Origin of the sequence: Heyndrickxia acidiproducens DSM 23148 (genome assembly GCF_000374345.1) — a bacterium.
Lineage (GTDB): Bacteria > Bacillota > Bacilli > Bacillales > Bacillaceae_C > Weizmannia > Weizmannia acidiproducens.
The window spans coordinates 25213-31212 of sequence record NZ_KB894018.1; the positions used below are offsets into that span (position 1 = coordinate 25213).

Here is a 6000-nt window from a genome sequence, read left to right on the forward strand (position 1 = left end):
AAGAAATAGTATAATAACTTTAACGATACTGACGGTTGGTGATGAGATGATGTTAAGTAAAGATAATATTTATCCACTTTATATCCAAATTGAGAGAAAAATTATCGATGAAATTCATAAGGGCACTTATATGGATGGTTCCCGCATCCCCTCCGAAAGCGAGCTTTGTGAAGAGTATGGGGTCAGCCGGGTTACAATCAGGCGTTCCCTGCAGGATTTGGTTGACAATGGTTACCTGGTTCGTAAGCAGGGAAAAGGGACATTTGTTAACGGCGGAAAAATAAAAAGAAGTTTAATAACAGCAGATGGATACACGGAATATATTGAATCAATCGGAGAAAAGCCGGAACGAAAAATTGTCTTAAAAAAAGTGGCGCCATGCCCTTCTCTCATCGCAAAACGTTTATCGATTCCGGAGGGGAGTGATATTCTGAGGCTTGGCCGAATTATGTACGTCAACGGTGCCCCGCTTGGTTATGAAGTCAGTAGTTATCCTGTCAAAAGCTTTGAAAATTTGGAGTCGGGGATTGATGACAGGACCTCTATTCATGAACTCCTGAGCAAAAAATATGGCATTGTTTTAAAAAGGAACTATAAAATATTAAATGTTTTACTGGCCGATGAGACAATCGCCGGGCATCTGGGCTGCAATATAAGCGACCCCGTTTATCAAGTGGATAAAACTGAGTTTAATCAATATGATGAGCCTGTCTATCATTCATGGCTTTACTACGATGTCAACCGCGTAAGTTTTATTATTGAAGGATGATGGCACGGAATCACAGGAATAGAAGAAAAGGCCGGTGTTGGGATTTCTGTTATATACTCTGAAACGAGCACTTAAAAAATGTTTGCGGCCTGCCTGATCAAAATAAATTTTGCACCGAAGCCATAACGTGAATCTATAAAGGCTTTTAAAAATGCTCCACATGTCTCCTGCTGCGGGTAGCTGAATTTGATATTGTACGGTGGCAAATTATTGGACAAGAAAAAAGGATCAGGCTCCCGAAAAGAGCCTGATCCTTTTAGGCATTTTATGACGGTACTGCAGTATAGCCTGATTCCTTCGCTGACCGGATCAATTTTCCAACCGGCTCACTTGTGATACCGCCGCCATCCAGATCAAATACCAGCTGTCCCCGTACAAAAGTTTTGGTCACCCGGCAATCAATTTTTCTGCCAATATACGGACTGTGCTTGTGGCGGTAATAGAGGTCTTCCGCACTTACCGTGTATGACCGGTTGGGGTCAAGAAATATGAGATCCGCATCCTTCGAGAGTGCAATTTCCCCTTTTGATTTTAAGCCAAAACGTTCAGCAGGATTTGTTGCAATCATCCGGGTGAATTGTGTAATTGGAATACCGCGCTTTTTGACAGCCTCGTTAAACATCAAATCGACATTATTCTGGCATCCCGTTATGCCGCCCCATACCTCAAAAATATTACCGGTTTCACTGTACTTCATTTCAGGCGGGCAAGGGGAATGGTCTGATGTCAACATATCGATTTTTCCTTGTTTGAACACTTCCCACAGTTTTTCCTGCTCCGTTTCACTGCGTAAAGGCGGGGAACATTTTGCAAGCGGGCCGATTTTTTCAAATTGGGCTGTTGTGATTGTAAAGTAATGCGGGCATGACTCAAGCGTGACATCCTGGCCTTCATTTTTCGCTTTCGTAATTTCTTCCACACCTTCCGCACTGCTGACATGCACAAAATGTAACTTGCACCCGGTTTGTTTCGCAAAATACAGCGCCCGCTTGATGGCATCCACTTCTGTACATACAGGCCGGGTTGCAACATAATCGGTTGGACTTGTTTTGCCTTGTTTCATCATCTCTTCTGCTAACCAGTCGGTAATGGCGGCATTCTCTGCATGAATCGATAAAATATGGCCCAGCTTGGCTAATTTTTTCATCCCGGTATAAAGCGTGTAATCATCTACATTTTTAAAGTCCCCCGGTAAATCGGTCCCGCAGCTGGCCATGAAACACTTATAAGCGACAACGCCGCAATCGGAAAGCTCTTTTAAGTGATTGAGATTATCCGGGACTAATCCGCCGTACAAGGCGTAGTCCATATAGTTTTTTCCGGCAGCAGCGGCAAGTTTTCTTTCTAAGGCATCTTTTGTTGTGGTGGCAGGCAGCGCGTTTAAAGGCATATCCACATAAGTTGTGGTTCCCCCGGCGGCAAGTGCCTTTGTCCCTGTTTCAAATCCTTCCCATTCTGTCCGCCCCGGTTCGCAAATATGCACATGTGTGTCGACCATTCCCGGCATCACATATTGGCCTGAGGCATCATAAACTTGTTCGGCCGTTTCCTCAATTTTTTCCGCAATCACAGCAATTTTACCATTTTGAATGGCAATATCAGCGATTTTTACACCATTTCCAAAAACGACTTTTCCATTTTTAATAAGCGTATCATATTTCATTGCGAATCCCCTCCCTGTGATATGGTTCTAAATCGTCCACGTTTTGAAAGATCGTATCCTTTTTAAATTTCGAATTTGGAAACGCATATTTTGATAAAACCATATAGGCTAAACCAGACGTAACAAAACCGATGATCCATGCCAGTTCTACTTTTACAAATGCAGCAGCTGCGCCAATGAATAAAGATATGACAGCCGCAGGGTTATAGCCGGAATACGGCCCGTCTTCCGCGTACAAGTCGGCGATATTCACCTTTTGTTTTCGGAATATGTAGTACTCAATCAATAGAATGGCTACAATCGGCCCTAAGAAGGCTGAGTAAGTTAAAATGAAAATGTTAAGGCCCCTTGCTGAAGAATCCTGGACAAGCACCCATGGAAAAGATGCAAAAGCAAGCAGCCCTGTAATGGTGACAGCATACTTAAACTTTAGTTTCGTAAGTAATGTAATCACGTAAGTCGGCGGAATAATATTGGCAACCATATTCACTGAAACGGTCCCAATCACGATAAAAGCAGACACAAAGAATGTAATATAGGGATTATCGACCACAACGGCAAAGGCCTTTACAGGATTTGTAATACCGGTAGCAGAAGCAAGCATGGCACCAATCGTTAAGGCAAATCCGTATGCGATAAAAATCGGAATAAAATATAATAATCTTCTTTTTGCATGGCTGATCCCTGCTTTTAACTCCCTTGAATAATCTGCTGCACTTAAAAAGATGGCGGCATAATTACCCATAAACGTCATAATAAAAGCAAAGAAGGGCAGTCCCCACGATCCTTTTGTATGTATCCATTTGTTTGCAATCATATCGCTATGGGAAGTGAGAAGAATGCTGAACACATAGAAAAGCGCAGCTAAAATCACGACTGATGTCAGGGTCTCAACCCACTTAATCGCATGAAAGCCGTAAAGAGAAAGCGCGATTTGAAACAGTTGGAGCACGATAAAGCAAACAGCTGCATTGTCAAAAGCTCCGCCGGTCGTAATTTTGGCAATTTCATTTAAAGCGGTGCCGCCAATCCAGCTCTGGTATCCGTACCAGACAATGGCCGGTATCCCGCGGCAAAGCGATGTTAAAATTGAACCTTTTACGCCGAAGGACATTCTCAGCTGGACAACGTACGGAATCCCTGTTTTGTATCCTAATCTGTCATTCAATGAAAAGATGGTTGAAATAATCCCAATGGAGATCAATGCCGCAGCAAAAGTTTGATATATGTTTAAAACCGCCATCCCCGCAACGACTAAACTTGCACCAAGCGTAATGTTTCCAATATTCACCCCGTCACCAATCCACATAAAAATATAATTCAAAGGGCCAACTGTTCTGTCCGCATCTGTCTTTGGGCTCAGGGAGCGATCCATACCAGCCTTCATCTCCACATGCGGATAAGCACTTTCATTACTTTCCAATTGAGTAGCCATTGCATCAGCTCCTAATCAATAGATTTTTTGCACCTTTCTCTTTTTAAAATTGGAACGATTAAATAATGATGAAGGAAACAGGAGGTCACTTCCTTTTTGATGTTATGTAATATTACATTGAATGCTATGTTTATACTTAATATAACAGAGGATAAACCGTTTTTCATTAGTGCTTTTGTACAATTCTTGATCTATTTATTATTCGAAATAAATAAAATGAAGGTGAATTTGCCAGATTTTTTAATTTTTATGTTAGGTAATCTGACATAATTTAAAATATGGATAAACACGAAAACGGATTAGGATTAGATAATTGGGGTGCCATTATCCGAAAAATTTTTAACCCTAAGGGGGATGAAAGCCCGCGTTGGAAGAAAATCCATGATCACGGTCGTTCATAAGGGGAGTGAAAGCCTGCGCAAGAAGAAAAACTGTGCCCGCGGTCATTCATAAGAGGAATGAAAGCCCGCGGTGGAGGAAAATTCATGATCCCGGTCGTTCATAAGGGGGATGAAAGCCCGCGCTAGAGGAAAATTCATGATTACGGTCGTTCATAAGGGAAATGAAAGCCTGCGCTGGAAGAAAAATCACGATCGCAGTCGTTCATAAGGGGGATGAAAGCCCGCGCTAGAGGAAAAACCATGGTCACGGTCGTTCATAAGGATAATGAAAGCCCGCGCCAGAAGGAAAACCATGATCGCGGTTGTTCATAGGGGGAATGAAAGTCCGAGTTGGAGGAAAAACCATGGTCACGGTCGTTCATAAGGGAAATGAAAGCCTGCGCTGGAGGAAAATTCATGATCCCGGTCGTTCATAAGTGGAGTGAAAGCCCGCGGTGGAGGAAAATTCATGATCCCGGTCGTTCATAAGGGAAATGAAAGCCCGCGCTGGAAGAAAAATCACGATCGCAGTCGTTCATAAGTGGAATGAAAGCCCGAGCCGGAAGAAAATCCATGGCCGCGGTCGTTCATAAGGATAATGAAAGCCCGAGCCGGAAGAAAAACCACGATCGCGGTCGTTCATAGGGGGAGTGCTGTCACCGACCGAAATATATCGAGTTTTATAAATGAAGGGTCACTGGAAGTTTTTGTATGCCTTTCACCATAATTAATGAAAGATTGGAAAATAACAATTTCGAATATCCTATTTAAAACCAATGCTTTATCTTATAACCATAATTTGGAATATATTTACTTAAAAAGATTTAAATTAGACCGCGAATAAGCATACACTTCTGCACCGCTCCCCCACCTTCTGTTTCTATTTACCTATGGGCCTCCATTCACCAAATTGACAGTGTTTCCACTGTGCTGGATAATAAAACCAAATCAGTTTTACGGAAATAGGGGTGTGAACATGAGTGCCATTCCACTTATGAATCTGCAGCTTTCAAGGAACCAGGAAGAACTGGAACGCCTGAAAAAAAGCAAAAAGGAACTTTTGGAATCCAAGCACGCACTGGCAGAGAAAGAACAGCTCTGCCTCCAGCCCGCCCTTTCCGCCTCCACTTGGCAGGGACAGCTGGCGAAGCAGTTCCAGGCAGTAAGAAAAAACGAACTCCTTGGAAGCTATAAAGCTACTGAAAAACAAATCAACACGGCCCTTCAACTGTTGGACGGGAAAATCAGCCAGCTTGCCTCTGAAAACACACAGATTGAGAAATCCATCCAAGCTGAAATCGTAAAAATGCGCAAAAAAGAGGTGTGACGATGGAAGTCAAAATTCAATTTGACACGGTTGAAAAATTACTCGCAAATATCCGATCAAACGCACAAAACCTGGATAGTTCAAAATCAATGGGTGACAGTGGTTCGAATCATTTATCGTCCCTTCAACATCTTGACCACTTGAATCAAAAACTGGATAACTTGCTCACTGCCTACCAGGCTGTCACATTGAAAAATGAAGCGGCAGCCAAAAAAGCAGTTCATGCTATGAAGGAATATGATGAGCAATTGGAAAAAGGTTTTGAAGGCCAGGCGATGAGCAGGTGACACAATGAAAATTCTTGATGTGCAGTTATTTGAACAAGTTGTCACGGATACGCAAAGTGCTTTAAAGGAGAAATCTGATCAAATCGCGGACCTCCAGCAGGCAATTGATGCGTTTGTGAACATGGAAGATGCGTTTAAA

6 protein-coding genes are annotated in these 6000 nt (G+C 42.6%); 4 read left to right on the forward strand and 2 right to left on the reverse strand.

The features are described 5' to 3' along the window. Nucleotides 1-49 precede the first annotated feature (49 nt). On the forward strand, nucleotides 50-769 hold the full coding sequence (locus C232_RS0114500) for a UTRA domain-containing protein (protein ID WP_018664872.1): 720 nt from the start codon (nucleotides 50-52) through the stop codon (nucleotides 767-769). Between the two features lie 265 nt (nucleotides 770-1034). Here the strand turns inward: C232_RS0114500 and allB are convergent, their stop codons facing one another. Continuing rightward, nucleotides 1035-2432: an allantoinase AllB gene (allB, locus tag C232_RS0114510; RefSeq protein ID WP_018664874.1), complete on the reverse strand. Its 1398-nt coding sequence runs from the start codon at nucleotides 2430-2432 to the stop codon at nucleotides 1035-1037. Then, nucleotides 2422-3867, reverse strand: a complete 1446-nt coding sequence (locus tag C232_RS0114515) for an NCS1 family transporter (RefSeq protein WP_018664875.1) — start codon at nucleotides 3865-3867, stop codon at nucleotides 2422-2424. Before C232_RS0114515 ends, allB begins: the two co-directional genes overlap by 11 nt. Before the next feature lie 1356 nt (nucleotides 3868-5223). Here C232_RS0114515 and C232_RS0114530 point away from each other — a divergent pair. The 3 genes from C232_RS0114530 to C232_RS19880 form a co-directional block, all read left to right on the forward strand. Further along, entirely contained in the window at nucleotides 5224-5574 is a 351-nt protein-coding gene (locus C232_RS0114530) for a YwqH-like family protein (protein ID WP_018664878.1), read from the forward strand. A 2-nt stretch (nucleotides 5575-5576) separates the two neighbouring features. After that, nucleotides 5577-5861, forward strand: coding sequence for a DUF5344 family protein (locus tag C232_RS0114535; protein WP_018664879.1), 285 nt, complete (start codon nucleotides 5577-5579; stop codon nucleotides 5859-5861). A gap of 4 nt (nucleotides 5862-5865) precedes the next feature. After that, nucleotides 5866-6000, forward strand: a 135-nt coding sequence (locus tag C232_RS19880) for a T7SS effector LXG polymorphic toxin (protein WP_155891588.1), incomplete at its 3' end; no start/stop codon positions are given.

Excerpts from the sequence above, each read along its gene's own strand:
- C232_RS0114500 (WP_018664872.1), top strand. The coding sequence starts at position 50 with ATGTTAAGTAAAGATAATATTTATCCACTTTATATCCAAATTGAGAGA.
- allB (WP_018664874.1), bottom strand. The coding sequence starts at position 2,432 with ATGAAATATGATACGCTTATTAAAAATGGAAAAGTCGTTTTTGGAAAT.
- C232_RS0114515 (WP_018664875.1), bottom strand. The coding sequence starts at position 3,867 with ATGGCTACTCAATTGGAAAGTAATGAAAGTGCTTATCCGCATGTGGAG.
- C232_RS0114530 (WP_018664878.1), top strand. The coding sequence starts at position 5,224 with ATGAGTGCCATTCCACTTATGAATCTGCAGCTTTCAAGGAACCAGGAA.
- C232_RS0114535 (WP_018664879.1), top strand. The coding sequence starts at position 5,577 with ATGGAAGTCAAAATTCAATTTGACACGGTTGAAAAATTACTCGCAAAT.